The 26,302-nt window shown below is 61.9% G+C and carries 20 protein-coding genes; 13 read left to right on the top strand and 7 right to left on the bottom strand.

Features of this window, described 5'->3' with window-relative positions:
* Nucleotides 1-56 precede the first annotated feature (56 nt).
* Nucleotides 57-986 carry an alpha/beta fold hydrolase gene (locus J9870_RS19525; RefSeq protein ID WP_210639577.1) on the bottom strand — a complete coding sequence of 310 codons (930 nt, stop codon included), beginning with the start codon at nt 984-986 and terminating at the stop codon, nt 57-59.
* Between the two features lie 17 nt (nt 987-1,003).
* The gene (locus tag J9870_RS19520; protein ID WP_210639576.1) at nt 1,004-2,455 is read right to left on the bottom strand and encodes an NAD(P)/FAD-dependent oxidoreductase; all 1,452 of its coding nucleotides are present in this window, start codon (nt 2,453-2,455) and stop codon (nt 1,004-1,006) included.
* A 182-nt stretch (nt 2,456-2,637) separates the two neighbouring features.
* Between J9870_RS19520 and J9870_RS19515 the strand changes: the two genes are divergently transcribed.
* Both J9870_RS19515 and J9870_RS19510 read left to right on the top strand, forming a co-directional pair.
* Nucleotides 2,638-3,723, top strand: a complete 1,086-nt coding sequence (locus tag J9870_RS19515; RefSeq protein WP_210639575.1) for a diguanylate cyclase — start codon at nt 2,638-2,640, stop codon at nt 3,721-3,723.
* 92 nt (nt 3,724-3,815) lie between these two features.
* Complete coding sequence (locus J9870_RS19510; protein WP_210639574.1) at nt 3,816-5,054, top strand: M20/M25/M40 family metallo-hydrolase; 1,239 nt, start codon at nt 3,816-3,818, stop codon at nt 5,052-5,054.
* A gap of 125 nt (nt 5,055-5,179) precedes the next feature.
* Here J9870_RS19510 and J9870_RS19505 read toward each other — a convergent pair whose 3' ends face one another.
* On the bottom strand, nt 5,180-6,529 hold the full coding sequence (locus tag J9870_RS19505; RefSeq protein ID WP_210639573.1) for a phosphate ABC transporter substrate-binding/OmpA family protein: 1,350 nt from the start codon (nt 6,527-6,529) through the stop codon (nt 5,180-5,182).
* Between the two features lie 79 nt (nt 6,530-6,608).
* Nucleotides 6,609-7,508 carry a LysR family transcriptional regulator gene (locus J9870_RS19500; RefSeq protein ID WP_210639572.1) on the bottom strand — a complete coding sequence of 300 codons (900 nt, stop codon included), beginning with the start codon at nt 7,506-7,508 and terminating at the stop codon, nt 6,609-6,611.
* Nucleotides 7,509-7,622: 114 nt separating this feature from the next.
* Here J9870_RS19500 and J9870_RS19495 point away from each other — a divergent pair, with 114 nt between their 5' ends.
* Together J9870_RS19495 and J9870_RS19490 are read left to right on the top strand one after the other, a co-directional pair.
* Nucleotides 7,623-8,627, top strand: a complete 1,005-nt coding sequence (locus J9870_RS19495; protein ID WP_210639571.1) for a polysaccharide deacetylase family protein — start codon at nt 7,623-7,625, stop codon at nt 8,625-8,627.
* A 66-nt stretch (nt 8,628-8,693) separates the two neighbouring features.
* The gene (locus J9870_RS19490; RefSeq protein WP_210639570.1) at nt 8,694-9,245 is read left to right on the top strand and encodes an ester cyclase; all 552 of its coding nucleotides are present in this window, start codon (nt 8,694-8,696) and stop codon (nt 9,243-9,245) included.
* A 39-nt stretch (nt 9,246-9,284) separates the two neighbouring features.
* Here J9870_RS19490 and xthA read toward each other — a convergent pair whose 3' ends face one another.
* Nucleotides 9,285-10,097, bottom strand: a complete 813-nt coding sequence (gene xthA, locus J9870_RS19485; RefSeq protein ID WP_210639569.1) for an exodeoxyribonuclease III — start codon at nt 10,095-10,097, stop codon at nt 9,285-9,287.
* Between the two features lie 176 nt (nt 10,098-10,273).
* Between xthA and J9870_RS19480 the strand changes: the two genes are divergently transcribed.
* The 7 genes from J9870_RS19480 to J9870_RS19450 all read left to right on the top strand — a co-directional run bounded on the left by J9870_RS19480 (nt 10,274) and on the right by J9870_RS19450 (nt 21,506).
* Complete coding sequence (locus tag J9870_RS19480) at nt 10,274-10,924, top strand: GNAT family N-acetyltransferase (protein WP_210639568.1); 651 nt, start codon at nt 10,274-10,276, stop codon at nt 10,922-10,924.
* Nucleotides 10,925-10,989: 65 nt separating this feature from the next.
* Entirely contained in the window at nt 10,990-12,717 is a 1,728-nt protein-coding gene (locus J9870_RS19475) for an autotransporter assembly complex family protein (RefSeq protein ID WP_210639567.1), read from the top strand.
* A complete protein-coding gene (locus J9870_RS19470) occupies nt 12,714-16,400 on the top strand; it encodes a translocation/assembly module TamB domain-containing protein (protein ID WP_210639566.1) in 3,687 nt (1,228 codons plus the stop codon). The genes J9870_RS19475 and J9870_RS19470 overlap by 4 nt, the downstream gene beginning before the upstream one ends.
* A 224-nt stretch (nt 16,401-16,624) precedes the next feature.
* Nucleotides 16,625-17,098, top strand: a complete 474-nt coding sequence (locus J9870_RS19465) for a MarR family transcriptional regulator (protein WP_210639565.1) — start codon at nt 16,625-16,627, stop codon at nt 17,096-17,098.
* A complete protein-coding gene (locus J9870_RS19460; RefSeq protein WP_210639564.1) occupies nt 17,095-18,564 on the top strand; it encodes an efflux transporter outer membrane subunit in 1,470 nt (489 codons plus the stop codon). The genes J9870_RS19465 and J9870_RS19460 overlap by 4 nt, the downstream gene beginning before the upstream one ends.
* Nucleotides 18,565-18,580: 16 nt before the next feature.
* Nucleotides 18,581-19,780, top strand: coding sequence for an HlyD family efflux transporter periplasmic adaptor subunit (locus J9870_RS19455; RefSeq protein ID WP_210639563.1), 1,200 nt, complete (start codon nt 18,581-18,583; stop codon nt 19,778-19,780).
* 196 nt (nt 19,781-19,976) lie between these two features.
* Nucleotides 19,977-21,506, top strand: coding sequence for a DHA2 family efflux MFS transporter permease subunit (locus J9870_RS19450; RefSeq protein ID WP_210639562.1), 1,530 nt, complete (start codon nt 19,977-19,979; stop codon nt 21,504-21,506).
* Nucleotides 21,507-21,636: 130 nt separating this feature from the next.
* Here J9870_RS19450 and lpxH read toward each other — a convergent pair whose 3' ends face one another.
* Both lpxH and J9870_RS19440 read right to left on the bottom strand, forming a co-directional pair.
* Nucleotides 21,637-22,386, bottom strand: a complete 750-nt coding sequence (gene lpxH / locus J9870_RS19445; protein WP_210639561.1) for a UDP-2,3-diacylglucosamine diphosphatase — start codon at nt 22,384-22,386, stop codon at nt 21,637-21,639.
* On the bottom strand, nt 22,383-22,886 hold the full coding sequence (locus tag J9870_RS19440; protein WP_210639560.1) for a peptidylprolyl isomerase: 504 nt from the start codon (nt 22,884-22,886) through the stop codon (nt 22,383-22,385). The genes lpxH and J9870_RS19440 overlap by 4 nt, the downstream gene beginning before the upstream one ends.
* 250 nt (nt 22,887-23,136) lie before the next feature.
* On the opposite strand from J9870_RS19440, the gene J9870_RS19435 reads away from it, so the two are divergent.
* Nucleotides 23,137-24,834: a glutamine--tRNA ligase/YqeY domain fusion protein gene (locus J9870_RS19435; protein WP_210639559.1), complete on the top strand. Its 1,698-nt coding sequence runs from the start codon at nt 23,137-23,139 to the stop codon at nt 24,832-24,834.
* A 21-nt stretch (nt 24,835-24,855) separates the two neighbouring features.
* Complete coding sequence (gene cysS, locus J9870_RS19430; protein WP_135846218.1) at nt 24,856-26,238, top strand: cysteine--tRNA ligase; 1,383 nt, start codon at nt 24,856-24,858, stop codon at nt 26,236-26,238.
* Nucleotides 26,239-26,302 lie beyond the last annotated feature (64 nt).

Here is a 26,302-nt window from a genome sequence, read left to right as displayed (position 1 = left end):
TCTGCCAGGGACTGATACCCCCCACATGGTCCAATGCCATGTGGCGAGGCATCCGCTCACTGCCCCAGTCCCTTGAGAAATTCCTGATACAGCGCTGCTGTTTTCCCGGGTTTTTCAATCATGGGCAGATGACCGACCCCGTCCCAGATTTCCACCCGCAAATCCGCGATGCCCTTGCTCCACACTGGCACGCTGCTGACGTCGATCACCCGGTCCTGGCGACCCCAGAGCAACAGCGAGGGTGCGCGGATGTCGGCCAGGCGTGGCTCCATCGGAGGGCTGGCGCGAAAATCGGCGTAGATCTCCGCCAGTTCTTCGCGATGTTGCACATAGCGCTCGGCAACCGCCGCCATCACCATGCCCGGGACCCAGGGCGGCGAGGCCATGGTCATTGCGTAGAACGGCGCGAATTCCTCCCGCGAGTGCACCAGGGATGGGTTGCGGCCGGCGGCCAGTTGACGATCCATGTCGCTGGGTTGGGGCGAAGTGACGCCAGCCGGATCGAGCAGCGCCAGGGTCAGTACCCGTTCAGGCGAAGTGGCCGCCAGCCATGCCGCGAGATGCCCGCCCATGGAGTTGCCGATCACATGGACTTTGTCCAGGCCGCAGGCGTCGAGCAACTCGATCACCCGCCGGGCCTGGGTCGGGATGTCATAGCCGCCACCGGCCTTGAAGCCGGTTTCGCCATGACCGGCCAGGTCGGGGATCACCACCCGATAGGCACCGACAAAATGCCGGGCAACGCGCAGCCAGAGGTCTTTGTCGCCGCTATAGCCGTGGAGCATCAGGATGCTGCCGGATGCTTCATAAGGCCCGCCTTGCCAGGTCGATACGGTCATCTCGCTGATCGGTACGTTGATTTTGCGCAACCGGTAGAGACGTGCCTCCAAGGCCATGCTCGTGTCGTACAGCACCTGGCCAATGGCTGGATACGTCAACCAGCTCCAGGCGATAAGCACGGCAAGAATTATCCACAACACCAGCATATTTTGCCCTCCATGGGTCACGACAGAATGTGATCGTCCAGCCTGAGCCGACGGGTCAGGCGGTGATAAGTGAAGCTGAAGCCGGGGAACATCGCGATGACATGGCCGCTTTTGCTTTGATACCAGCTATGGCACCCGCCGGACTTCCATACGGTGCGCTGCATTTCCCGATGGATCATCTCGGTGTAGCGCTGTTCGGCCGCTGGCTGCACTTCGATGCTACGCAGGTTTCGCCGGTTCAGGGTGCGAATACAGTCCAGTATGTAGTTCATCTGCGACTCTATGATGAACAGCGCCGAGGTGTGGCCGATGCCGGTGTTGGGCCCGGTGACAATAAACAGGTTGGGGAAGTCCGGCAGGCTGGTACCCAGATAGGCGCGGGGGTACTGGGCCCAGACGTCGTGAAGCCGGGTACCGTGCTTGCCGGTCACGGGGTAGGAAATCACCCCGTCGGTGGCATCGAAGCCGGTGGACCAGATGATCAGGTCCAGCTCGATGTGCTGGCCGTCCCGGGTGAGGATGCCGGTTTCGTCGAGGGCGGCGATGCCTTCTTCCTGGCCATGCACGCTGACATTGGCGCGGCACAGGGCCGGGTACAGCGTATTGGACAGGATCACGCGCTTGCAGCCGATCAGGTAGTCGGGGGTCAAGCGGCGCCGCAGGACCGGGTCCGGCACTTGGCGCTCCAGCAGCTTCAAGGCCTGGCGCTGGACCAGGCGTACCGCCGGCCGTGAATACTTGAAGGCGATCACCCGGGTTTCGAACAGCCAATAGATCGACCAACGCAATAGCGTGCGCAGCGGTGCCAGGCGCAGTAATCCGCGCTCGAAGCGGTTGAAGGCGCGGTCGGGGCGTGACAATACCCAGTGGGGTGTGCGCTGGAACACGTGCAGGTGTTCGACGTCCGGGGCAATGGCCGGGATCACCTGGGCGGCGCTGGCACCACTGCCGACAATGGCCACGCGCCTGTGGCGATAGTCGTAGGTATGCTCCCAATGATTGGTGTGAAAGGTCTTGCCCTTGAAACGTTCCCGGCCTTCGAACGCTGGGATCACCGGTTGGCTGAGGGGACCGGTGGCGTTGATCAGGAACTGCGACCGGTAGATGCCCTTGGTAGTCTGGACAAGCCATTGCCTGGCGTTGTCATCCCATTCCACTCGCTCGACATTCGCCCCCAACTGCACTTTGTCCCGCAACTGGAAGCGTTCGATTACGTGTTGGGTGTAGCGGTGCAGTTCCTCTTGTGTAGCGAACATCCGGCTCCAGTCGTAAGCGGCGAACGACAGCGAATACAAGGGCGACGGCACATCCACCGCCGCGCCGGGGTAGGTGTTCTGGCACCAGGTGCCGCCGAAAAAATCCCGGCGCTCAAGCAACTGGAAATCCTCAATGCCTTCCTTGAGCAGATTGACCGCCGCGCACTGGCCTCCAAATCCACTGCCGATGATCAACACCTGATAACTGCCCATGGATCTCCTTTCGGGTGGTTCGCTGATTGCCCTTGTCAGGTATAGCCAAAATCCGCGCCGAGCCCGGCATTCGGAAGAGAATAAATACCCCTTCATTGATGGTGGCTATTTGATGGTGCCCTGATAGACTCCAGGCATCCCCTCCCTGAAAAACTCGGGAAACCCGCGATGCAGAGGTCTCTATGCAAAAAACGGGACGAAAGGGACGCACGCTTGCCAGGAGGCTTTATATATCGCGCATCCTGGGCTTGACGCTGGGGTTGGTGTTGGTAAGTGCTGCCCTTTACCCTCTCGAGCCGGCGCCGTGGGTCTGGGGATTCATGTTGTTCAACGGCCTGCTCTGGCCACACTTGTCCTATTGGTGGGCCCGGCATTGCGCGGCGCCGTACCACGCCGAACACTTAAATTTATTGATCGATGCGGCCCTGGGCGGCTTCTGGGTCGCGGCGATGCAGTTCAACCCGCTGCCTGCGGCCGTCACGCTAGCGATGATGGCGATGAACAACGTCGCCATTGGCGGCCTGCGTTTCCTGCTCATCGGGGGGGTAGCCCAAGTGGCAGGCGTTGTCGTAGGCGAAATGATCTTCCCGCTGACCAGCGTGCCCATGACCAGCCCGGCGCAGCTCTACGCCTGTTTGCCGCTGCTGTGCCTGTACCCGATGGCGCTGGGTTGGTTCTGCTATCGCCAGGCCTACGCCCTGGGCCGGCAAAAGCGCGAGTTGCTGGCCCTGAGTCGCACCGACAGCCTGACCGGGTTGCTCAATCATGGTGCTTGGAAAGACCGCCTCAACGAGGAGTTCCAGCGTTGCCTGCGCCATCCGAAAGACGGGGCAGGGCGTGGCGCAATTGCGCTGATCGACATCGATCATTTCAAAGCCATCAATGACACCTATGGCCATGTGGCTGGCGACATCGTGCTGCGCCAGCTCGGCAAGATGCTCAAGCAAAACCTTCGCACTGCCGATGTGGCCGGGCGTTATGGCGGGGATGAGTTCTGTGTGATTCTGCCGGACCTGACACTTCACAACGCCGTGCAGGCCATGGACGGGTTGCGCGAGCGCTTTGCGACGCTCAGCTACGAACAGAACCCGGCATTGAAGGTGAGTCTGAGCATTGGCTTGGCGGCCTTCAACATGGACTATGGCGATGCGACCCATTGGCTCAATGACGCCGACCAGGCGCTCTACGAGGCCAAGACCGGCGGGCGCAATCGGGTCACTTGTTACCGCCCCCGGCAGGTATCGACGGAGCCGGCAGTTCCTCTTTGATGTGACTTGAGGTCGCATTCGGTCTAGAGCCTTGTTTCATTGTCGGGTAGGGTGCCCAAGGCACTTTCTCGATACGGAACAAGGATGAACCCATGACGATTACTCCTCTTCGCTCCCGTCTGGCCGTCAGTCTCGGCCTGAGCCTGGCCCTCGGCGCCTTCGCCCCCGTTGCTTTCGCGCAGCCCCATCAACAAGTCCTCAGCGACGCCGAACAGTACAAGGGCGAGGCCCTGAAGCTGTTGGAGCGGCTGGTGAATATCGACTCCGGCTCCGGGTATGTACCGGGGTTGACCCAGGTCGGTGACATTGCCATCGACGAATTGAAGAAGTTGGGCGCTACCATTGAAAAGGTGCCCAACTCGGACGGCACCCAGCACATCCTGGCGACCCTCAAAGGTACTGGAAAGGCGAAGATCCTGCTGATGGCGCACATGGATACGGTGTTCAAGGAAGGCTCGGCCGCCGAGCGGCCTTTCCATATCAAGGATGGCCGGGCCTACGGCCCGGGAGTGATGGACGACAAGGGCGGGATCGTCGCCGGGATCTATGCGTTGAAGGTGCTCAAGAACCTGGACTTCAAGGACTACGCGCAGATCACTTTCCTGCTCGACGCCAGCGAAGAAACCGGTTCTGACGCCGCCACCGACCTGATCAAGAAAACCGCCAAGGCCCATGATGTGACCCTTAACCTTGAACCGGGGCGCCCGGCCGATGGGCTGGTGGTCTGGCGCAAGGGCAGTGCCACGGCGTTGGTGGAGGTCAAGGGCAAGGCGTCCCATGCCGGTGTCGCGCCGGAACTGGGACGCAATGCGGCGATGGAAGCGGCGCATCAGATCCTGCAACTGGGCAAGCTCGGCGACGCGGAAAAGAAAACCACCATCAACTTCACCGTGCTCCAGGCCGGCGACCGGACCAACGTGATCCCCGACCGGGCCAGCGCCAAGGCCGATGTTCGGGCAGCGGTACCGGAGGAATTCGACCGCATCGAAAAAGACCTGGCCCGCGTGTCGCAGGACAAACTGATCGCCGACACTGAAGTCACCACCAGCCTCAAACGCGGCCTGCCGCCAATGCCGCAAACGGCGGAGTCGGATCGTTTGATGGCCATGGCCCAGGGGATCTATGGCGAACTGGGGCGCAAACTCACCGAAGAGGGCAGTGGCGGCGCGGCGGATGCCAGCCTCTCAGCCGGCGTCGGCACACCAACCCTGGATGGATTTGGGATTGTTGGGGGCAACATTCATACGCCTGAGGAATACGCGGAAGTCGAGAGCGTGGCGCCAAGGATTTATCTGTTGTCACGGATGATCATGGAGTTGGCGGGGCGGTAAAGCTCGATGTCATTCGGCGCGCTAGCGGGGTGACGTCGAACGTCAATGCAGTGAGCACCTCGAAACCCTGTGGGAACGATCAAAAGTCCGAACCACAGGAGTTTGTGCCTGCCGCTTGATCCCATTCAGTAAACCCAAACCTCCACCCGCCGATTCCTGACCCTGCCTTCATCCTCACTGTTGGCCGCCACCGGCATCAATGCCCCAAACCCCCGCACCTCCCGCAGCGCCACGCCGTATTTGACCAGCTCACGGCGCACCGCCATGGCCCGCAACTTGGACAACAGGTCCGCGCGCGCCGGGTCGTCCTTGGCGTCGCCAAACCCCACCAGCGTCACACGTCGATCTGATTTGTCGTGCTGCTTTATATAGTCGAGCACCCGGCTGAGGTCTTGGTGAGCCTTGTTGTCGAGGTTGGCACTGCCTTCTTCGAAGCGAAAGTTCACGCTCAGGCGTTGGGCATGCCGACTCAGGGCCTGATACCCCTCCGGCATCAGCGCATTGGGTGTGACGGACATGGCTTGGACGGTTTGGGCGATGAACCCATTGGCCGCGACGATGGCCTGGCCCTGGTCGCTCTGGGTGAACTCAACCAGTGCCTCGGCCCACGGGTTGGTTTCCTGGGGGGGCACATAAAAGAACAGCCGCCGGGACAAGGGGTAATCCTCGGTGGCGATCAGGTTGTTCAACGGCAACATGGGTTGGGAATCGCCATCGACGATTGCCAGCGCTTTAGCCTGGCGCACATAGGGCAAACCGATGAAACCGATGCCTTGCGGGTCTTGGCTGACAGCGTCGGACAACTGCTCGCTGGATTCGAAGCGCCGTGCTGAAGGATCCAGCCGTTTGCCCTGTCGGCTAAGGACCAGTTCCTTGAAGGTATCGTAGGTGCCGGACTGTTCGTCCCGGGCGTAAAGATGAATCGCTCCGCCAAGGCTACCGACTGCTTCCCAGGTTTTCGCCTCGCCGCTGAATATTCGCGCCAGTTGTACGGTATCGAGCTGACGCAACGGGTTCTGTGGATGAAGAATAATCGCCAGGCCATCAATGGCGATGACCTGCTCGGCGGTGGGACTTTTCAGATCCCCCATCAGCGACAGTTCCTTCAGCTCGCTGTCCTTGATCGGTCGCGAAGAGGCGGCCAGGTCAGCGTTGCCCTGCTTGAGGGCTGCGAACCCGGTGCTGGAGCCATGGGCGGCAATGTCGACTTCTACCCGCCGACCGTCAGTGGTCTGGCCGACGATCCGTTGTTCATTGTCCTTGCCAGTGATTTCAGCGCTCACTTTGAGCAACCCCTGGTGTTCCATCAGCCCTTTGACCAACGCCGGGCCCAGCGCCGCGCCGATGGTATTGGAACCTTGGAGGCGCAGGGCCGGCCCGGTTTCTGGAAGGGGCAGGCCGGTAATGGGCAAGCGTTCGGCGGACATCGCCAACGGCAGCCACAACGCCATTATCCAGACCACAGACAGCCGCATGCCGACACCTTCAGAACCCAGGGAAGTGCCGGGAGAATAAGTCAGATAGATGACTGAACGATGACGGCGCGATTGCGCCCTAAACCCCGGTCTCGGTTTCAGCCAACTCGGCCACCAGCCGTTCGATCAACGCCCTCACGCGCTTGGGTTGGATGCGGGCAGTCGGGTAGACAATCTGCAGTAGCGTGCTGCCGGCGGTGAACTGCGGGAGCAACTCCACCAGGCGCCCGCTCTTGAGGTCGTCGCGCACATCCCAGATCGACTTGAGGCTGATGCCGTGCCCCTCCAGGCACCACTGGCGCACAAGACCGCCATCATTGGCGATTCGCCGCCCCTGGACCAGCACACGATGCACCTCGCCGCGCCGGCTAAAGGTCCATTCCCGCGCGGTATTGATGCCCAGGCGCATCACCAGGCATTCGTGTCGGGTCAATTCGGTGGGGTGCAAGGGCGTGCCATGACGGGCCAGATAACTGGGCGCGGCGCAGACCACGCGCCGGTTTTCCCCCAGGGGCCTGGCGCGCAGTGAGCTGTCGGCCAAGGCGCCGTAGCGAATGGCGAAATCGAGCCCCTGGCTGACCAGATCCACGTAGCCGTCGCCCAGGTCCAAGTCCAGGCTGACATCCGGATGCTCATCGAGAAAGCGCGCCAGGATGGGCTCGATGTATTGGCGTCCCAAGTCCTGCGGGGCACTGAGGCGAATCGGCCCGCTAAGGGTTTGGCTGCCGGCGCGAATGCTGCTGTGCAACTCACCGGCCTCGGCCAGCAACCGGCGGGCCCCTTCGACCAACAACTTGCCTTCGTCGGTCAGGCTGATCGCACGTGTGGTGCGATTGAGCAGGGTGGCACCGTAATAGGTTTCCAGCGCGGCGAGCCGTTCCGAGACCGACGCGGGAGACAACCCCATTTCTCGACCTGCGGCAGACAATCCGCCTTTTTCCACAATGAGTAAAAACAGCTGGAGATTTTTCAGGAACATTATTCGGATTTTTCGAAATGTATTTTTGAAAACAGCTCAATTATCAGGAAAACACGCAGGCAATACCTTAGCACCCAAGAAGCTTACCCGCAGCGTTTTCCCAGGAGTTCTGCCATGGCCATCGCCGATGTCACCCACAACCCCGAACGCAGGACCTTTCTGGCCCAGGCCAGCGCCGCCGCAGCGCTGTTGAGCGCGGGGGACCTGCTGGCAAGCGGATCGGCCCGCGCCAGTGTCGCGACCAAGGCCGCCAGCGTTGCCAAGAGTGGTTTCTGGCCGGGTGACACCCGGTTGGTCATTTCGATTTCCATGCAATTCGAAGCCGGAGGGCAGCCACCCAAGGGGACCGACAGCCCGTTCCCCCCGGTGGACTTCCCGGACAGCGTCCCCAGTGATCCGGTGACCAATACCTGGTTTGCCTACGGCTATCGGGAAGGTATCCCACGCATGCTGGATTTGTGGGACCGCCATGGCGTCAAGGTCACTTCCCACATGATCGGCGAAGCGGCGCGGCGCCAACCGGCCCTGGCACGGGAGATCGTTGCCCGCGGTCACGAAGCGGCCGGACACGGCCCGCGTTGGAGTTCGCAGTTTGCAATGAGCCGCGATGAGGAACGGACGTTCCTGCGCCAGGCCGCGCAGATGGTGCAGGAGGTCACCGGGCAGCCGGTCACCGGTTACAACTGCAACTGGTTGCGCAGGAGCCCCAATACCCTGGCGTTGCTGCAGGAGCTGGGCTACCTCTACCACATCGATGACGTCAGCCGCGACGAGCCCTTCATCGAATCGGTCAACGGCAAGGATTTCGTCGTGGTCCCCTACACGTTGCGCAATAACGACATTGTGCTGATCGAAGGTCGCCATTACTCGCCCCAGGCCTTTCTGGAGCAAGTGAAGCTCGATTTCGATCAGCTTTACGAAGAAGCCGGCACGCGGCGGCGAATGATGTCCATCAGCGCCCATGATCGCATCAGTGGCACGCCACAAATGGTAAGGGTCTGGGACGAGTTCCTGCGTTACGCCAAAAGCCACCCGGGCGTGACGTTCATGCGCAAGGACGACATTGCCCGCTACACCCTTGCCAGCCCGCTGTCCTTGCGAGAGCCCGAGGCCCTCTGAAACCTGTTCTACAACCCCGGGCCGCAGTGTGTTGCCCGGCCCTTGATCGACCCAAAGGAATCCACCATGTCGTGCTTATCCCTTGCCATGCCCGGCGGCCTGCGCCTGGCCGGTTTTCTCCTGGCCCTTGGCCTGTCGCTGGGGGCTTCGGCCGCCCCCGATGCGCTTGTGCAGCCGCAAAGCCTGATTGTCGACCGCAGCCTGCCCGAGCAGCAGGCGTTGCAGATGATCCTGGCGGCGCGGCGCTATGACACGTTCTGGCACACCGGCGATGAAGCGCTGGCCCGCGAAGCCCTGGCGCCGGGCTTCGTCGACAAGACCCCTCCGGCCGGGCGCAAGCAGGGCCCGGAAGGTCCGTTGCTGGCGTCACGGGCTTTCCGCACTGCCGTGCCGGATCTCAGCTGCGTTGTTGAGCAGATGTTGGTGGCGGGGGATCGGGTGGTGGTGCACCTGCGTTTTCGCGGGCATTTCACCGGGACCTTCGACCAGCTCAAGGGCCAGGGCCAGCCCGTGGAGTTCATCGCCACGGACATCTATCAGGTCGACCAAGGAAAAATCGTCGCCAACTGGCACATCGAGGACAACCTGACCCTGTTCAAGCAACTGGGTACGCTGTGACAGGACGGCTCGCCATTGCGGCGAGCCGTTTCTTGTCGGTCAGCTCAACTGCAGCCAGATCGGCGCATGGTCCGAAGGTTTCTCCATCCCCCTCAGCTCATAATCCACGCCGGCATCCTTGACCCGTGGCAACAGGCCATGGGAGGTGAGGATCAGGTCGATGCGCAGGCCGCGCTTGGGCTCGTCCTCGAAACCGCGGCTGCGGTAATCGAACCAGCTGAAGCGGTCGGTGACGTCCGGGTTCAGGTGGCGGAAGCTGTCCACCAGGCCCCAGTTCTTCAGGCGGGCCATCCACTCGCGTTCTTCCGGCAGGAAGCTGCACTTGCCGGTTTTCAGCCAACGCTTCATGTTGTCCGGGCCGATGCCGATGTCGCAGTCTTCCGGGGAAATATTCACGTCCCCCATCACCACCAGCGGTTGATCGTTGCTGAAACGGCTTTCCAGCAGTTGCTGCAAATCGCTGTAGAAACGCTCCTTGGCGGGGAATTTGGTCGGGTGATCGCGGCTTTCACCTTGTGGGAAATAGCCGTTCATGATCGTCACCGGCACGCCATTGGCGTCGGCGAAAGTGCCCCAGATGAAGCGTCGCTGGGCGTCTTCGTCATCGCTGTCGAAGCCTTTATACAGGGCCAGTGGGGCCTGGCGGGAGAGCAGGGCGACGCCGTAGTGGCCCTTTTGTCCGTGGTAGTGCACGTGGTAACCCAGGGCCTGAATCTCGGCCAGGGGAAACTGTTCGTCGTGGACCTTGGTTTCCTGCAGGCCGATCACGTCCGGCTGATGCTTCTCGATCAGCGCCGCCAGCTGATGGGGACGGGCGCGCAGCCCGTTGATGTTGAAGGAGACGATCTTCATGGTCGGCTGTCCTGGCAAAACTGCGATGCTAGCTGACATGTCGGAACTGAGCCAGCGTGGCAGTAGGACAAATGCGCTGCTAATGTCCTGTGGGTGTAGGAACGATCGCAACCCAATCGGGTTCGTACTCAATAAGAGCGGGGCCTCATCGAGCCTCGCCCAGGAGATCTACCGTCATGCCTGAAACCGCCACCGCCATTGCCGACATTCATATGCTCGACAGCGGTTACTCCCGCGAAGCCCGTTCATTGCTGTATCAGGCTTATCGCCATGAACCGACCTTCAGCTTCTTGTTCGAGTCCGAGCGTCCCGGTTATGAACATCGGGTACGCGCCACGGTGCGCGAGCTGGTCAAGCAACACTTTCTCCAGGATCTGCCGGCCATCGGCCTGCTGGTCAACGATCGCCTGATCGGCATCGCCCTGATCGCCCCTCCGCAGCGGCGCCTGGGCATCACCGAAAGCTGGGCCTGGCGCCTGCGCATGGTGTTGAGCACCGGTTTTCGCTGCACCCGGCGCTATCTGGACTACCACGCAGCGGTGGCAGCCTGCCTGCCGTCGGATGCTGTCCATGTGTTGCCGCTGCTGGGGGTTCATCCACAGTTTCAAGGCCAGCACTTTGGTGAACAGCTGCTCGCGGCGGTGCACAACTGGTGTGCGGTGGACGAAAACTCCCAAGGCGTCGTGCTAGACACCGGCAACCCACGTTACCTGGAGTTTTATAAACGCCAGGGCTATGAGGAAATCGGTGAGATTGCGGTAGGACCCGTCCGTGAACACGTGTTCTTTCATGCCAACCCCCAAGTTCTGCAAAGCGCAACCGCATAATCGGCCGAACTTTTGGGAAATGTCTGGCTCTATCAGGCTTCCAAGCTCGTGATAGCATCCGCGCCATGAATTTCCCAGGACGAATGACCAGTGGCGCGCTCTTGCTGTCCCTCAGCTGTGCGGCGCTGGCACAAAGTGAATTGGATGTACGGGTCAAGCCGTCCAACGACGAACTCAAGGCCAACGTAGAAGGTTACATCGGCGGTGTAGGTGACCGTGACGAAGAAGCCTTGCTGCGCTTCAGTCGCGGTGCCGAGGAACAGGCGCGCAAGGCCGCCCAGGCCTTGGGTTATTACCAGCCGCAGATCGACAGCGAGGTCAAGGGCGGCAAGGTGCCGCGCCTGGTGCTGACCATCGACCCCGGCGAGCCTGTGCACTTGCGTAATGTCTCCGTGCGCATCGACGGCCCGGCGGCCTCGCTCAAAGCCTTTCGCGTCCCCGACAACGCGGCCCTCAAGCCGGGCGCGGTGCTCAACCACGGCCGTTACGAGGACGCCAAGCGGCAGATCCTGAATCAGGCTTCGCGTTATGGCTTTTTCAGCGGGCGTTTTGTCAGCCAGACATTGCGCGTGGACCCCCAGGCGGGTGTCGCCGACATCGAGTTGATCTACGACAGCGGCCCGCGCTACACCCTGGGGCCCGTGCACTTCGAAGGCGACACTCCGATAGACGAAGAGCTGTTGCAGCGCATGGTGCCGTTCAAGGCGGGCGCCGCGTACGACTCCGAACTGATTGCCGAGCTCAACCAGGCCCTGCAATCGAGTGGTTATTTCGAGGGCGTCCGGGTAGATGCGGCGCCCACTGCGGCCACCGATAACGTGATTCCGGTGGCGGTCAAGCTCGACACCCGCAAGCCGCGCACCATGGGCCTGGGCCTGGGGTTTTCCACCGACGTCGGCCCACGGGCCAAGGCCAATTGGACTCGCCATTGGGTCAATGCCCAGGGCCACAGTTATGGCTGGGAGACGGAAGTGTCGGCGCCGCGGCAGAACGTCGGCCTGTGGTACGACGTGCCACTGGACCCGCCGCTGACCGACAAGCTGCGCTACGCCGGCGGTTATCAATATGAAGAGCTGGCCGACACCGACAGTCTCAGCAAACTGCTGACCGTGGGCCTTGAATGGCACAGCAAGTTGCCCAGCGGTTGGCAACGGGTGGTGTCGCTCAAGTGGCAGCGGGAGGAGTATCGCCTCGGCGACGATTCGGGCTTGAGTACCTTGCTGATGCCCGGCGTCAGCTATTCCTACCTGCGCAGTGACAACCGCATTGACCCGCACAACGGCTATCGCCTGCAATTCGACACCAAGCTCGCCAAGGAAGGGCTTGGCTCGGACAACAACCTTTTATATGGCACGGCCATGGTCAAGGGCCTGACCACGGTGTTCGACAAACATCGCCTGCTGGCCCGGGCCCAGGTCGGTGGCAGCGCCACCAATGGCTATAGATCGATCCCGCCGTCCCTGCGCTTTTTTGCCGGGGGCGACCAGAGTGTGCGCGGTTACGACTACCAGAGCCTGTCGCCGGAAAACTCCGAGGGCGATCGCATCGGCGGTCGCTACATGGTCGCCGGCAGCCTCGAATATCAATATTCAATCGCCGAGAAATGGCGGCTGGCGACCTTCGTCGACCAGGGCAACTCCTTTAACAGCCTTGAACTGCCGAGCCTCAAGACCGGCGTGGGCGTCGGCGTGCGCTGGGTGTCGCCGGTGGGCCCGATCCGCCTCGACCTGGCCCATGCGCTGGACGACGAGGGCGGTATTCGTTTGCACTTTTCCATGGGGCCCGAGCTGTGAGTCGTGGTTTGAAGATAACGCTGCTGGCGCTCGCTACGTTGCTGGTGCTGATAGTGCTGGCCTTGAGTGCCATGCTGGGCACTCAATGGGGCAGTCGCTGGACCCTCGGCTTGATACCGGGGTTGAGCACGGAGAATTTCCAGGGGCGACTGGGCGGCCAATGGAGTGCCGAGCATGTGTTGTGGCAACAAGACAGCCAGCGGGTAGAACTCGACGGGGTGATCCTCGCCTGGTCGCCGTTGTGCCTGATGCGCATGACGCTGTGCATCGAACAGCTCAAGGCTGACAAGGTCAGCCTGCAATTGCCGCCGTCAGTCGATGAGCCGAGCAGCGCGCCGATCAGCTTGCCGGACCTGGAGTTGCCGGTGGCCATCGAGTTGGGTGAGGTGCAGGTGGGTAGCCTGTTGTTCAATGGCAGCGAACAGCTCAAGGGCTTGCAACTGGTCGCCCACTGGACCGCCGAAGGCTTGCAGATCGACTCGGTGCAATTGCAGCGCGACGAACTGAGCCTGACGTTGTCCGGCTTGTTGAAACCAGGCGGCGACTGGCCGTTGAAGGCCAAAGGGCTGTTGACCTTGCCCGCGCCAGGTGCAACACCTTGGGCGCTGGACCTGGACATCGACGGCAACTTGCTCAAAACCCTAAACCTCAAGGCACTGAGCAGCGGTTACCTGCAAGGCCAACTCATCGGTGAGCTGCAACCGTTGGCGGACAACCTGCCGGCCAAGGTGCGCATCACCGCTGACGGCTTCAAGGCCAGTGCCGACCTGCCCGACACCCTGATGCTCAATCAGCTGGAACTGACCGGCGAAGGCGACCTGAAGAACGGCTATCAACTGCTCGGCAAGGCCACGCTGCCTGCCGAAAAGGGACCGGTAGCGTTGCTGCTGCAAGGCAAGGTGGATGCCAATGGTGCACAGATCGCCGGTCTGGACCTTGACGCCGGCGACCAGCAAAGCCTGAAACTCACCGGCCAGTTGGACTGGCGCGAAGGCCTTAGCGCCGAGGCGAAAATCGCCTGGCTGGATTTCCCCTGGCATCGCCTCTATCCGCTGATTGACGAGCCGCAGGTGACGTTGCGCAGTTTCAGTGGCGAAGTCTCGTACACCGATGGTCAATACCTGGGAAATTTCCAGGCTGCCTTGGACGGACCCGCCGGGGCCTTCAACCTGGGCAGCCCGTTCAGCGGCGACTTGACGCAAATCCATTTGCCGCAGCTTGAGCTCGCGGCCGGGCAGGGCAAGGCCGCAGGGCACCTGGACCTGCAATTTGCCGAGGGCATCGCCTGGGATACGGCGCTGGAGTTGTCGGCCATCAACCCGGCGTACTGGCTTGGTGAACTGCCCGGCACCCTGGCCGGGCCGTTGCGCAGCAAAGGGTCGCTGAAGGACGACAGTCTCAGCCTCGATGCCGACCTCGACCTCAAGGGCAAGCTGCGCGGGCAACCGGCGCTGTTCCAGGCCAAGGCCAGCGGCGCCGGCGAGCAGTGGAACCTCAGCGCCCTGGACATCCGCCTGGGGGATAACCGCATCAACGGCACCGGCAGCCTGCAACAGAAACTCACCGGCCAGGTCGACATCAAGCTCGCGCGCCTGGCCCAGCTCTGGCCGCAGTTGCGCGGCCAAGTCATGGGCCGTATCGATGTGGCCGGGACGTTGAAGGCTCCGCAAGGCAAGCTCGGCCTGCAAGGCTCGCAATTGGCGTTCCAGGACAATCGCCTGCAAAGCCTGAACCTGGACGCGACCCTCGACAGTGCGCAACGGGGAAAAGTCGATCTCAAGGCCAGCGGCATCCGCGCCGGCGAAACCTCTCTAGGTGTGCTCACGGTCAGCGGGCAGGGCGATATCAAGCAGCAAAAACTCACCTTGGACCTGCAAGGGCCGCAGCTCGACACCACTCTGGCGCTCGATGGCGCCCTCGACCAGGGCAACTGGCGCGGGCGTTTGGCCAGCGGCGAGGTGCAGGTCGGCGGTCAAGCCTGGCGCCTGCAAGCCCCGGCGAAGCTGGAGCGCCTGGCCAATGGCACGCTCAACGTGGGCGCTCACTGTTGGCGTTCCGGCCCGGCCAGCCTGTGTGGTGAAGACCAGCGCCTGATGCCGGAACCGAAGCTGCGTTATCACCTCAAGCAATTTCCCATCGAAAGCCTGGCCCAGTGGATGCCCAAGGATTTTGCCTGGCAGGGCCAGCTCAACGCTGACCTGCAATTGGACCTGCCGGCCAGCGGCCCGAGTGGGCGGATCCTGGTGGATGCCAGTGGCGGAACCTTACGGATTCGAGACAAGGCGCGCGACAACGAGCACTGGGTGGACTTCCCATACCAGACTTTGACGCTGGACAGTCGCCTGACCCCCAAGCGCATCGACACCCACCTGAATTTCGTCGGCGCTAAGCTCGGTGAGCTGATGCTCCAGGCACAGATCAATCCGCTGCCGGCCAGCAAGCCGCTGACTGGCTCGTTCCGCCTGACCGGCTTGGACCTGTCGGTGGCCCGGCCGTTTGTGCCGATGGTGGAAACCCTGACCGGCCATTTGAACGGCAGCGGGACGTTGTCCGGTGGTTTGCTCGCGCCCCAAGTCAACGGCAACCTGGTGCTCAGTGACGGCGAAGTGTCTGGCCCGGAATTGCCGGTCAGCCTCGAAGCCCTGCAGGTGCGGGCCATGATTGCCGGTGAAACGGTACGGCTCAACGGCGACTGGAAAAGTGGCAAGAGCGGGCAGGGCAGCCTGAGTGGCAACATCGGTTGGGGCGAGGCCCTGTCCATGAACCTGGCCCTCAAGGGTTCGCAACTGCCGGTCACCGTCGAGCCTTATGCAGTGCTGGACGTGGCGCCCGACCTCACTATCACGATGCAGGGCGAGCGGCTTTCCATCGCCGGCAAGGTCCTGATACCCAAAGGCGAGATCACCATCCGCGAATTGCCGCCCTCGACCGTCAAGGTGTCGGATGACACGGTGATCGTCGGCCACCAGACTGAAGAAGGCACGACGCCGATCGCCATGGCGATGGACATCGATGTGATCGTCGGCCAGGAAAAACTCGCCTTTTCAGGCTTCGGCCTGACGGCCAACGTGCAAGGGCAGGTACACATCGGCGACAACATGGACACCCGCGGTGAGCTCTGGCTCAACGACGGTCGCTACCGGGCCTACGGACAACGGCTGACGGTGCGTCGGGCGCGGCTGTTGTTCGCCGGGCCCATCGACCAGCCTTACCTGGACATCGAAGCGATCCGCCAGACCGACGACGTAATCGCCGGTATTCGCTTGAGCGGCAGCGCCGAGCAGCCGACCACGCAGATTTTCTCGGAGCCGGCCATGAGCCAGGAGCAGGCATTGTCTTACCTGGTGTTGGGCCGACCGCTGAGCACCACGGGCGAGGACAACAACATGCTCGCCCAGGCAGCGTTGGGCCTGGGGCTGATGGGCAGCTCGGGAGTGACCACCAGCCTGGCCAATAACCTGGGGATCGAGGACTTCCAGCTCGACACCCAGGGCAGCGGCGATACCACCAGCGTGGTGGCCAGCGGCAACCTCTCGGAAAAACTCAGCCTGCGCTACGGCGTCGGCGTGTTCGAACCGGCCAACACCATTGCCCTGCGCTACAAACTCAGCAAGAAGGTCTACCTCGAAGCTGCCAGCGGCGTCGCCAGTTCGTTGGATATTTTCTACAAGCGCGATTTCTAAACCTTCCCCCCAAACCCTGTGGGAGCGAGCTTGCTCGCGATAGCGGTATGTCAGTTGACATCCATGTTGGCTGATCCACCGCTATCGCGAGCAAGCTCGCTCCCACAGGTCTGTCTGCATTTTGTCTGTTAGTACATAGCAGCCTATCTATTTGTTTGACATTTGCTGCCTAAGCAGTAATATCTCGACATACATTCACTGCCTAGGCAGCAAACGGTGGTCAGATGAAGCATTTCACCCCAGACGAATTCCACAATTGCCAGCTCGGCATGCTGCTCGGCCGCGCCGCGCTGCTCAAGGACCGGATCATCGATACCCACATGGAGCCGGTCGGGATCACCGCCGCGCAGTTCAAGGTGTTGATCATCATGGCCCAGCACGGCATCGACACGCCGGCCGAGCTGTGCCGGTACCTGTCCCTGGACAGCGGCTCAATGACGCGGATGCTCGATCGCCTGGAGCAGAAAGGTTTCCTGGTTCGCCAACGTTCGGCCGAAGACCGCCGGCAAGTGCGACTGGTGCTGACCGAAGCGGGCCAGGCCCTCGCCGATCGCCTGCCGTACATCGGTGCCGACGCCATGAACCAGTTGGCCAGCGCCATCAGCCGCGAGGAGCTGCAAGCCCTCGAACAGATCCTCAAGAAAATTCTGCTCGCCGCCGGTGATCCCATCACAGTGCTGCGAATGGGGGACAAATGATTCGTAAAACCTTGCGTGCCCGCTTGAGCTTGGTGCTGTTGGCGATGAGCCTGGCCGGCTGTGCCAGCTACAGCGGTCTGAAGACCGAAGGGGTCAGCCTTGAAGCCCAGAGCCTCAAGGCCGGGCAATCCCTGAACGGGGTCACGTTGTCGCCAGCCTCGTGGCCGAAAAGCGACTGGTGGAAAAGCCTCGGCGACCCGCAGCTCGACGGTTTGATCCGCGAAGCCCTGCGCGACAGCCCAGACATGCAGATCGCCAGCGCCCGAGTGCATCAGGCCAGTGCCGCAGCCTATGCCGCCAATGCCGCGCGCCTGCCGACCCTGGATGCCAGTGGCGGCGCCAGCCGTTCGCGTCTGTCCCGTGACCAAGACCCGCAAGGGCAGGGCGGCGCCTACAGTACCTTGCGAACGCTGGGTGTGGATTTCAATTACAACTTTGACCTCTGGGGCGGCCAGCGCGCTGCCTGGGAAGCGGCCCTGGGCCAGGCCCGCGCCGCTGAAATCGATCGCCAGGCCGCACAACTGACCCTGGCCGCCGACGTGGCGCGGGCCTATAGCGACCTCGGCCAGGCCCACATTATTTATGACCTGGCCGCCGAGGACCTCAAGCGTACCCGGCAGATGCTCGACCTGGGCAAGCGCCGCCTCAACGCCGGGATCGACAGCGAATATCAGTTCCAGCAGACCGAAAGCCTGGAAGCCAGTGCCGACGCGACCCGCATAGACGCGGAGAAACGCCTGCAAAGCGCGAAAATCGCCTTGGCGGTGCTGCTGGGCAAAGGTCCGGATCGCGGCAATGAAATCGCCCGGCCCAACGTGCTGCAAGCCAGCGCGGTGGCCTTGCCGTCGAACCTGCCGGCCGAATTGCTGGGACGGCGTCCGGACTTGGTCGCGGCGCGCTGGCGGGTCGAGGCGGCAAGCAAGGACATCGAGGCCGGCAAGACCAACTTCTACCCCAACCTCAACCTGAGCGCGGCGGCGGGGGTACGGTCGCTGCTGGGCGATGCGATGTTCGGTTCGGCCAGCCGCTTCTTCAACGTGGCGCCGACGGTGTCGCTGCCGATCTTCGATGGCGGCCGCCTGCGGGCGGACCTGGATGCCCGGGACGCCGATTACGACCTGGCGGTGGCGCAATACAACAAGAGCCTGGTCAAGGCCCTTGGGGATGTCAGCGACACCATTAACCAATTGCGAGACATCGCGCGGCAGATCGGTGCCCAGCAACACGCCACCGATATTGCCCGCAACTCCTACGACACCGTGGTCCAGCGTTATGGCTCGGGCATCGGTAATTACCTGGACGTGCTGAGCATCGAGCAGCAACTGCTCCAGTCCCAGCGCCAACTGGCGAACCTGAATGCCGAACAGATCGATTTGTCGATCCAGCTGATGCAGGCCCTGGGCGGTGGTTTCCAGACCGAGACCCTGGCTTCGGCCACCCCGGCCTCCACCACGCCGAATAACTGATTTCGAGGTACTTGTCATGGCCACTGCCGAAACGACTCAAACCGAAAATGCGCAGGACAGCAGCAACCCACGCAAGCGCAAGGTCATGTTGGTGACACTGACGCTGATCGTCATTCTCTCGGGCCTCGGCGTCTGGGGCTGGCATGAGCTGTATGGTCGCTGGAGCGAAAGCACCGACGATGCCTATGTGAACGGCAATGTGGTGGAAATCACGCCGCTGGTCACCGGTACTGTGGTGAGTATCGGCGCCGACGACGGTGACCTGGTACGTGAGGGCCAGGTGCTCGTGCAGTTCGATCCGAACGATGCCCAGGTCGGGTTGCAAAGTGCCCAGGCCAACCTGGCCCGTACCGTGCGCCAGGTGCGTGGCTTGTACAGCAACGTCGACGGCATGCGGGCGCAGGTCAACGCGCAAGAGGCCGAGGTACAGAAGGCCCAGGAAAACTACAACCGGCGTAAAAATCTCGCGGCCGGCGGGGCGATTTCCCAGGAAGAACTGTCCCACGCCCGCGACGACCTGACCTCGGCGCAGAACGCCCTGGCCAATGCCCGGCAACAGCTCAAGACCACCAGCGCCCTGGTGGATGACACGGTGGTGTCGTCCCATCCCGACGTGCAGTCCGCCGCCGCGCAAGTGCGCCAGGCCTACCTGGCCAACGCCCGCAGCACCTTGATCGCGCCGGTCACCGGTTATGTTGCCAAGCGCACCGTGCAACTGGGCCAACGGGTGCAACCGGGCACGGCGCTGATGGCGGTGATCCCGTTGGATCAGCTGTGGATCGACGCCAACTTCAAGGAAACCCAGTTGCGTGACATGCGCATCGGTCAGCCGGTGGACATCGAAGCTGATCTGTACGGCAGCGATGTGAAATACAGCGGCACCATCGACAGCCTCGGTGCCGGGACCGGCAGTGCGTTTGCCTTGCTGCCGGCGCAGAACGCCACTGGTAACTGGATCAAGATCGTCCAGCGGGTGCCGGTGCGCATTCATGTCAATGCCCAGGAACTGGCCAAGCATCCGCTGCGGGTTGGCCTGTCGACCCAGGTCAGCGTCAACCTGCACGACCAGAGCGGCCCGGTACTGGCCCAGCAGCCGCCGCAAAAAGCCTCGTTCAGCACCCAGGTCTACGACCGCCAACTGGCCGACGCTGACGCGATGATCACGCGGCTGATCCACGAAAACAGCGCGGTTGCCAGCAAGACTGCCCAGCGCTGAGGATCAACGGATTGTCAGTCACTGCTTGAACCTGTGGGAGCGAGCCTGCTCGCGATAGCGGCGGATCAGCCAATGTTGATGGCGACTGACACGCCGCCATCGCGAGCAGGCTCGCTCCCACAGTTTTTGTCCCTCATCCCACTGGGACTTTTCCGCGAACTTTGTCATATCCGTTTCGCTTCATAGGATTTTCGCAATGAGCAATAACGCGTCTTTCACGCCGCCCAGCCTGTTGCTCAGCACCATCGGGCTGTCGCTGGCGACGTTCATGCAAGTGCTCGACACCACCATTGCCAACGTCGCCTTGCCGACGATTTCCGGCAACCTGGGCGTGAGTTCGGAGCAGGGCACCTGGGTCATTACCTCGTTCGCGGTGAGCAACGCCATCGCGCTGCCGCTGACCGGCTGGCTCAGCCGTCGGTTTGGCGAGGTGAAGCTGTTTTTGTGGGCGACGATGCTGTTCGTGCTCGCCTCGTTCCTGTGCGGCATTTCCACCTCGATGCCGGAGCTGATTGGTTTTCGCGTGCTCCAGGGGTTGGTGGCCGGGCCGTTGTACCCGATGACCCAGACCTTGCTGATTGCCGTGTACCCACCGGCCAGGCGCGGCATGGCCCTGGCGTTGCTGGCGATGGTCACGGTGGTAGCGCCAATTGCCGGGCCCATCCTCGGTGGCTGGATCACCGACAGCTACAGCTGGCCGTGGATCTTCTTCATCAATGTGCCCATCGGGGTCTTTGCGGTGATGGTGGTGCGTCAGCAGCTCAAGGCGCGGCCGGTCGTCACCAGCTACCAACCGATGGATTACGTCGGCTTGATCAGCCTGATCATCGGGGTCGGTGCGCTCCAGGTGATCCTCGACAAGGGCAACGACCTGGACTGGTTCGAGTCGAACTTCATCATCATTGGCGCGGTGATTTCGCTGATTGCCCTGGCGGTGTTCGTGATCTGGGAAATGACCGACCGTCATCCGGTGGTCAATCTGCGGCTGTTCGCCTACCGCAACTTCCGCATCGGCACCATCGTCCTGGTGGGGGGGTATGCCGGCTTCTTCGGCATCAACCTGATCCTGCCGCAATGGTTGCAGACCCAGATGGGTTACACAGCCACCTGGGCCGGGTTGGCGGTGGCGCCCATCGGCATCCTGCCGGTGTTGATGTCGCCCTTTGTCGGCAAGTACGCCCACCGGTTCGACCTGCGTCTGTTGGCCGGCTTGGCGTTTCTGGCCATCGGTCTGAGCTGCTTCATGCGCGCCGGGTTCACCAACGAGGTGGATTTCCAGCACATCGCCTTGGTGCAATTGTTCATGGGCATCGGCGTGGCGCTGTTTTTCATGCCGACCCTGAGCATCCTGATGTCGGACCTGCCGCCGCACCAGATTGCCGACGGCGCCGGGCTGGCGACGTTCCTGCGGACCCTGGGCGGCAGCTTCGCCGCATCCCTGACCACCTGGATCTGGATCCGCCGCGCCGATCAGCACCATGCCTACCTGAGCGAAAGCATCAGCACCTTCGAACCGGCCACCCGCGAGGCGCTCAACCAGCTCGGCGGCGCGAGCACACCGGCCTATGCCCGGCTTGACCAGGTCCTCACCAGCCAGGCGTACATGCTCTCCACCGTGGATTACTTCACGCTGCTGGGCTGGGCGTTCATGGGTTTGATTGTGCTGGTGTGGCTGGCGAAGCCGCCGTTTGCGGCGAAGGCGGGGCCTGCGTCGGCGGGGCACTGATTCAGAAGTGAAATGCAATCCACTGTGGGGGCGAGCTTGCTCGCGATAGCGGCATGACAGTCAACGTTGATGTCGACTGACACATCGCTATCGCGAGCAAGCTCGCTCCCACAGGGATCTCATGGGTTCTTTAATGGCTTGGCAACGCCAACTGCGCATTGCCAAAACCAAACGGCGCCAACGCAAACCCTTGCTCATCCACCTGCAGCGCCCAGCCTTGCTTGTCCCAATCCCCCAGCACGATGCGCCGGGCGGCGTGTTCGCCCAGTTGCAGCTTGTGGATGGCGGGGCGATGGGTGTGGCCGTGGATCAGGGTCTTCACGCCGTATTGCTGCATGATCCGCGGGATCTCTTCGGGCGTGACGTCGACGATGTCATTGGCTTTCATCCGCGTCTGCGTGCGGCTTTCGCTGCGCAGTTTGCGCGCCAGTTTGCGGCGGCTGGCCAGCGGCAGGTGGCGCAGGATGAACAGCGTGAGCGGGTTGCGCAGCCAGCGCCGCAGTTTCATGTAGCCTTCGTCGCGGGTGCAGAGGCTGTCGCCGTGCATCAGCAGCACCGGCTCGCCGTTGAACTGCACGACACTCGGGTCCTTGAGCAGGGTGCAGCCGGCCGCTTTGCAGAAGGCCTGCCCCAGCATGAAGTCGCGATTGCCGTGCATCAGGAAAATGGCCGTGCCGCTGTCGCTCAATTCGCGCAGGGCCTGGCAGATGGAACGCTGGAACGGCGTCATGGCATCGTCGCCAATCCAGGCTTCGAAAAAATCGCCCAGGATGTACAACGCTTGCGCCGAGCGGGCGCGTGTGGCGAGTAAATCCAGAAACGCCCGGGTAATGTCCGGGCGCTCCTCTTCCAGATGCAAATCTGAAATCAGCAGTATCACTCAATGATCTCGGCTTTCTCGATGATCACGTCTTCTGCAGGGACGTCCTGGTGGCCGGCCTTGGAAGTGGTGGAGACGCCTTTGATCTTGTCGACCACGTCGGTGCCTTCAACCACTTTGCCGAACACGGCATAGCCCCAGCCCTGGGTGGTCTTGCTGCTGTGGTTGAGGAAGCTGTTGTCCGCCACGTTGATGAAAAACTGTGCGGAGGCCGAATGCGGCTCCATGGTGCGGGCCATGGCGACGCTGTACTTTTCATTCGGCAGGCCGTTGTCGGCTTCGTTCTGGATGCTTGGGCGCTTGTCTTTCTTTTCTTTCATGCCTGGCTCGAAACCGCCGCCCTGGATCATGAAGTTACCGATGACACGGTGGAACACGGTGTTTTCGTAGTGGCCGGCCTTGACGTATTCAACGAAGTTGGCAACGGTCAGCGGCGCTTTCTCAGCGTTCAGTTCCAGGACGATGTCGCCGTGGTTGGTGGTCAGTTTGACTTGGGTCATGATCGGTACTCTTTCAAGGAATTCGTGGGTTTTGGGGCTGTGATGCCCGCAACCGGTCTGGCCGCTAATGGGCCAGGCTGGGCAGTTTAGCGCGCCAGGCACGAATTTCGAGGCTGTTTTTCATCTGGTCGTCGATTAAATTCAATCGTTTACCGACCTGGCCTGTCAGCTGCTTGACAGCATCGGCTATGATACGGGCTTTGATTTATCAGGCCGCACCCGGCCGCGCACTTGTATGTTCAAGGATCCTATGAGCAAGCCCACTGTCGACCCTACCTCGAATTCCAAGACCGGCCCGGCCGTGCCGGTCAACTTCCTGCGCCCGATCATCCAGGCGGACCTGGACTCGGGTAAGCACACACAGATCGTCACTCGCTTCCCACCGGAGCCCAACGGCTACCTGCACATCGGCCACGCCAAGTCGATCTGCGTGAACTTCGGCCTGGCCCAGGAGTTCGGCGGCGTCACGCACCTGCGATTCGACGACACCAACCCGGCCAAGGAAGACCAGGAATACATCGACGCGATCGAAAGCGACGTCAAGTGGCTGGGTTTCGAATGGTCCGGTGAGGTGCGCTACGCCTCGCAGTATTTCGACCAGTTGCACGACTGGGCGGTGGAGCTGATCAAGGCCGGCAACGCCTACGTCTGCGACCTGACCCCCGAGCAGGCCAAGGAGTACCGTGGCAGCCTGACCGAGCCGGGCAAGAACAGCCCGTTCCGTGATCGCAGCGTGGAAGAGAACCTGGACCTGTTCGCCCGCATGCGCGCCGGTGAATTCCCGGATGGCGCACGGGTGCTGCGCGCCAAGATCGACATGGCCTCGCCGAACATGAACCTGCGCGACCCGATCATGTACCGCATCCGTCATGCCCATCACCACCAGACCGGTGACAAGTGGTGCATCTACCCCAACTACGACTTCACCCATGGCCAGTCGGACGCTATCGAGGGCATCACTCACTCGATCTGCACCCTGGAGTTCGAGAGCCATCGTCCACTGTACGAGTGGTTCCTCGAGCATCTGCCGGTGCCGGCCCATCCGCGCCAGTACGAATTCAGCCGCCTGAACCTGAACTACACCATCACCAGCAAGCGCAAGCTCAAGCAACTGGTGGACGAGAAGCACGTCAATGGCTGGGACGACCCGCGCATGTCGACGCTGTCGGGCTTCCGTCGTCGTGGCTACACGCCAAAATCGATCCGCAACTTCTGCGAAATGGTCGGCACCAACCGTTCCGACGGCGTGGTGGATTTCGGCATGCTGGAATTCAGCATCCGTGACGACCTGGATCACAGTGCCCCGCGCGCCATGTGCGTGCTGCGTCCGCTGAAAGTCGTGATCACCAACTACCCGGAAGGTCAGGTCGAGAACCTCGAGCTGGCGCGCCACCCGAAAGAAGACATGGGCGTGCGCGTCCTGCCGTTCGCCCGGGAAATCTACATCGACCGTGAAGACTTCATGGAAGAGCCGCCAAAAGGCTACAAGCGCCTGGAGCCTACCGGCGAAGTGCGCCTGCGTGGCAGCTATGTGATCCGCGCTGACGAAGCGATCAAGGACGCCGACGGCAACATCGTCGAGCTGCGTTGCTCGTACGACCCCGACACCCTGGGCAAGAACCCGGAAGGTCGCAAGGTCAAGGGCGTGATCCACTGGGTGCCGGCTGCTGCCAGCGTCGAGTGCGAGGTGCGTCTGTACGATCGCCTGTTCCGTTCGCCGAACCCGGAGAAGGCCGAAGACAGCGCCAGCTTCCTGGACAACATCAACCCTGACTCCCTGCAAGTACTCACTGGTTGTCGTGCCGAGCCTTCGTTGGGCAACGCACAGCCGGAAGACCGTTTCCAGTTCGAGCGCGAAGGCTACTTCTGCGCGGATATCAAGGACTCGAAACCTGGTGCTCCGGTATTCAACCGTACCGTGACCTTGCGCGATTCCTGGGGTCAGTGATCAAGTCTTAAGGGAAACCCTGTGCTTACGATCTACAACACGCTCACCAAGAGCAAAGAAGTCTTCAAGCCGCTGGATGGCAACAAGGTCCGCATGTATGTCTGCGGGATGACTGTGTACGACTACTGCCATATTGGCCATGGTCGCAGCATGGTGGCGTTCGACCTGGTGACCCGCTGGTTGCGATTCAGCGGTTATGACCTGACCTACGTGCGCAACATCACCGACATCGAAGACAAGATCATCAACCGTGCCCGCGAAAACGGCGAGCCTTACGATGCGCTGACCGAGCGCATGATCAAGGCCATGCACGAGGATGAGGCGCGCCTCAATATCCTCAAGCCGGACCTGGAACCCCGTGCCACGGACCACATTCCTGGCATGCTGAGCATGATCCAGACCTTGATCGACAAGGGCTATGCCTACGCACCGGGCAATGGCGACGTGTATTACCGCGTCGCCAAGTTCATGGGCTACGGCAAGCTGTCGCGCAAGAAGATCGAAGACCTGCGCATTGGTGCGCGCATCGAAGTCGATGAGTCGAAACAGGACCCACTGGACTTCGTATTGTGGAAAGCTGCCAAGCCGGGCGAGCCGAGCTGGGAGTCGCCGTGGGGCGCCGGGCGTCCGGGCTGGCATATCGAATGCTCGGTGATGTCTACCTGCTGCCTGGGCGAGACTTTCGATATTCACGGTGGTGGCAGCGACCTGGAGTTCCCGCACCACGAAAACGAAATCGCCCAGAGCGAAGCGGCCACCGGCAAGACCTACGCCAACGCGTGGATGCATTGCGGCATGATCCGGATCAACGGCGAGAAGATGTCCAAGTCCTTGAACAACTTCTTCACCATCCGCGACGTGCTGGAAAAGTACCACCCGGAAGTCATTCGTTATCTGCTGGTGTCGAGCCACTATCGCAGCGCCATCAACTACTCGGAAGACAACCTCAAGGACGCCAAGGGTGCCCTGGAGCGTTTCTATCATGCGTTGAAAGGCTTGCCGAATGTGCCGGCGGCCGGCGGCGAAGCGTTCGTTGCACGCTTTACCGAGGTGATGAACGACGACTTCGGCACGCCGGAAGCCTGCGCGGTGCTGTTCGAGATGGTGCGCGAGATCAACCGCCTGCGAGAGAGCGATCTCAATGCGGCGGCGGGGCTGGCGGCGCGTCTGAAGGAGCTGGCCAGCGTGCTGGGCGTGTTGCAGCTTGAGGCTGACGAATTCCTGCAAGCCGGTGCCGAAGGCCGTGTGGATGCCGCCGAGGTCGACGCATTGATCCAGGCGCGCCTGACCGCGCGGGCCAACAAGGACTGGGCCGAATCCGACCGGATCCGCGACCAGCTCACCGCCATGGGCGTGGTGCTGGAAGACGGCAAGGGCGGGACGACCTGGCGTTTGGCGGACTGAAGTCTTACGCAATACCACTGTGGGAGCGAGCCTGCTCGCGATAGCGAAGTGTCAGACAACATTT

The sequence above is a fragment of the Pseudomonas sp. Tri1 genome, assembly GCF_017968885.1.
GTDB lineage: Bacteria > Pseudomonadota > Gammaproteobacteria > Pseudomonadales > Pseudomonadaceae > Aquipseudomonas.
This window is presented reverse-complemented; position numbering and strand designations above follow the sequence as displayed.